General features: G+C 71.8%; 5 protein-coding genes. 3 read left to right on the top strand and 2 right to left on the bottom strand.

Features of this window, described 5'->3' with window-relative positions; translation table 11 throughout:
* Window positions 1–99 precede the first annotated feature (99 nt).
* Window positions 100–834, top strand: coding sequence for a hypothetical protein (locus AB0M20_RS35370; RefSeq protein WP_364304861.1), 735 nt, complete (start codon window positions 100–102; stop codon window positions 832–834).
* 9 nt (window positions 835–843) lie between these two features.
* Here the strand turns inward: AB0M20_RS35370 and AB0M20_RS35365 are convergent, their stop codons facing one another.
* Complete coding sequence (locus tag AB0M20_RS35365; protein WP_364304859.1) at window positions 844–1,419, bottom strand: AAA family ATPase; 576 nt, start codon at window positions 1,417–1,419, stop codon at window positions 844–846.
* 37 nt (window positions 1,420–1,456) lie between these two features.
* On the opposite strand from AB0M20_RS35365, the gene AB0M20_RS35360 reads away from it, so the two are divergent.
* Complete coding sequence (locus tag AB0M20_RS35360) at window positions 1,457–1,810, top strand: nuclear transport factor 2 family protein (protein WP_364304857.1); 354 nt, start codon at window positions 1,457–1,459, stop codon at window positions 1,808–1,810.
* 15 nt (window positions 1,811–1,825) lie between these two features.
* On the opposite strand, the gene AB0M20_RS35355 is transcribed toward AB0M20_RS35360, so the two are convergent.
* Window positions 1,826–2,455 carry a hypothetical protein gene (locus AB0M20_RS35355; protein ID WP_364304856.1) on the bottom strand — a complete coding sequence of 210 codons (630 nt, stop codon included), beginning with the start codon at window positions 2,453–2,455 and terminating at the stop codon, window positions 1,826–1,828.
* Window positions 2,456–2,501: 46 nt separating this feature from the next.
* Between AB0M20_RS35355 and AB0M20_RS35350 the strand changes: the two genes are divergently transcribed.
* Window positions 2,502–2,993: metallophosphoesterase family protein (locus tag AB0M20_RS35350; protein ID WP_364304855.1), on the top strand; the 492-nt coding region annotated here is incomplete at its 3' end.

Genomic DNA, 2,993 nt, shown 5'->3' with positions numbered 1-2,993 from the left:
GGAAACCACCACCGCCCAGGCCCCGCACCCCGGCACCACTGTCGAGATCGGAACCATCTCATGAACCTCGACCAGGCCCTCCGTGACGCAGCGGAACCCGTGCCCCCACGTGTCGCGCAGCCGCACGCACAGGCTCTGCTCGACCGGGTCGTCCGAGCACCGGCGACCCGCCCGGCCGCGCCGGCACGTACTCGGCGTCTCCGGCTCGTGACGGTCGGCGTCCTCGCCGCGCTGATCGGCCTGGCGGCGCTCGCGCTGCCGCGCCTGGGCGGCGGCCCGGCGTACGCGTCGTGGAGTTCCACGGCGAAGCCGGTCCCGGCGACCGACCGGGCCGATCTCCTCGCCCGCTGCGGCGCGGTGGTGCGCGACGATTACCAGGCAGAAGGGCCGGCCCGGATGCTCCTCGCCGAGCAGCGCGGTCACTATGTGGCCGTGAGCGTCGGCACCGACGCGTGGACTGCGACATGCTTCCGCGACCGCGACGGGTCCGTGCTCAACCCGAGCTTCCTCCACGAGCCGGTCAACCGGCGAAGGCTGGGCGGCACGGGGGTGGAACTGCAGGGATGGCCGGAGGTACGCACGGCCGAGGGCTACTGCCGCCTGATGGCCGGTCATGTGGGCTCCGACGTGGTCACCGTCGACATCATCGTCCACCGGACGAGCGAGCCGAGGACCGTCCGCGCGACGGTCGGAGACGGCTACTTCCTGGCCTGGTATCCGGCGGTGACCGGCGGCGAGTCCGTGCGGACGACGCTGACGCTGCGCCTCGCCGGCGGCGGGACGGTGGACGGCCTCGCCGCCGGTGACCTGATGAACGGCCCGGTGCTGGACTGAGCCGGCCCGTCAGTCGGGAATGCGGGCCGCGGGCAGGTCGTTCAGGATCCGGGTGACCGACTGCTCCGGTGTCTGGTCCGAGGTGTCCAGCCAGAGGCCGAGCCGCGGGGTGTCGCGGCGCAGTGCGTCGTCCAGCGACGCCACCGACCAGTCGCCGTAGCCCTTCTTGGCGCGTTCCCGCTCGCGCTGCTCCAGCACGTCGGGGCGCGGGGCGAGGACCACGAGGAAGCGCGGGCGGCTGGCGATGAGGTCCAGGTAGCGCGGCAGGGCCGGGCCGAGGATGACGTCCTGTACGACGGCGGTGAAGCCGGCTCGCGCGTACCCGTCGGCGGTCGCCGCCGACAGCCGGTAGCGCAACCACAACTGCTCCGTCGCCTCGGGCGACTCCTCGTGAGTCAGCTCCTCGCGCCCCGAGACGATCATCCGCCGGAACACGTCACCGCGGACGTGGGCGGCGCGGGGGAGCCGCGACGCGAGGAGTTGGGCGACCGTCGATTTCCCGGCGGCCATGGCGCCGGTGATGACCACGACGGCACCGGTGGGGGCGGCGGACGACCCGCTGAGATGTGATCGAGAGTTTCGCATCGGCACCAGTTCTACCGGGCACGGCTAGCGTGAAGCGATGACCGTCGTGGAGCAATTCAACGACTGCATCAACCGGCGAGACCTGGCGGGGCTCGTGGAATTGATGACCGCGGACCACACGTTCACGGATGCCGAGGGCAACTCGGTGGCCGGCCGGGACGGCTGCCGCACGGCCTGGGAAGGTTTCTTCGCCGCCTTTCCGGACTACCGCAACATCTTCGAGGTGGTGCGGGCCGACGGTGACACGGTGGTCGTCGCGGGCCGATCGGTCTGCTCGGAGCCGGCGCTGGCGGGCCCGGTGTTGTGGTCGGCGACCGTCCGGGACGACCGAGTCGCCGCGTGGCAGGTCCACTCCGACACAGCGGAGAACCGCGGCGCCCTCGGCCTGTGAACCGACGCGTTCACATCAACGGTTCACCACCACTTCGGTCTCGGGGTCGTGGGGAAGCACCTGTGACGTCGTCACGATGACGTCGGCGCGGTCCCACGGCTGGTCGGCGATGAGGAACGGAACCTCTTCCTCCTCCCACTCCCACCACAGGCGCAGCGCCGTCTCCTCGTCGTTGCCGTCGCGCGCCATGTCCCGCTCGACGCCGCGCCGCCGCGCCTCCTCGTAGTCGGACTGCACCCAGATCGCGAAGTCCAGCCGGTCGGCATACTCGCGGCGGGAGGCGCCGACGCCCTCGATGATCAGAGTCGAGGTTCCCGATGGAAGGACGATTTCTCCGGTACGCCCGTTCGGCGCCCACGCCGGCGGCCGATAGCGCACGTCGAGGCCGGCGCGGAAGGGCGTGAGGATCCCGTCGATCATCAGGTCGTCCCACCCGAACCGCGAGTGGTTCCACGCCACGTCATCGGTGTGCACGACCGCCGACCCGGGCAGCAGCGCGGCGAGCCGGCCGGCCAGCGTCGACTTGCCGCTGCCGCCCCGCCCGTCCACGGCGATGACCTTCCGGCCGGTCAACGGCCGCGCGAAGTCGTCCAGCCGGGAGACCCGCCAGGGACCCAGCGCCGGTTCCCCCGGCCCGGCCTTCACGCCGGCCGTTTTCGCATGGTGAAGCTCATGAGGACATCATGGCGGGATGAGAGTCGCCGTTCTCGCCGACATCCATGGCAACCTGCCGGCGCTCGAGGCCGTCCTCGACGAGGCCGACGCCGACCGCATCGTCCTGCTGGGCGACATCGCGTCCGGGCCGATGCCGGTGGAGACCCTCGACCGGCTGGCCGGGCTCGGTGACCGCGCGGTGTGGGTGCACGGCAACGGCGAGCGGGAGATGACCGGTCTCGACGAACGGCACAGCGAGCTGATCACCGGCCTGCCGATGACCGTGACGCTGGACGTCGACGGCCTCGGCCCGACCCTGTTCTGCCACGCCACGCCGCGCAAGGACGACGAGTTCGTGCTGGTCGACTCGCCGGTCGCCAAGTGGAACGAGGTGCTCGCCGGCGTCACCGAGCAGGTGGTGGTCTGCGGGCACACGCACATGCCGTTCGACCGGCTGGCCGGCGGGCGCCGGGTGATCAACCCGGGCAGCGTCGGCATGGCCTACGGGCCGCCCGGCGCGTACTGGGCG

The sequence above is a fragment of the Actinoplanes sp. NPDC051633 genome (assembly GCF_040681735.1).
Classification (GTDB): domain Bacteria; phylum Actinomycetota; class Actinomycetes; order Mycobacteriales; family Micromonosporaceae; genus Actinoplanes.
Note: the sequence above shows the minus strand (reverse complement) of the source record. Positions and strands in the feature narration are given on the sequence as shown.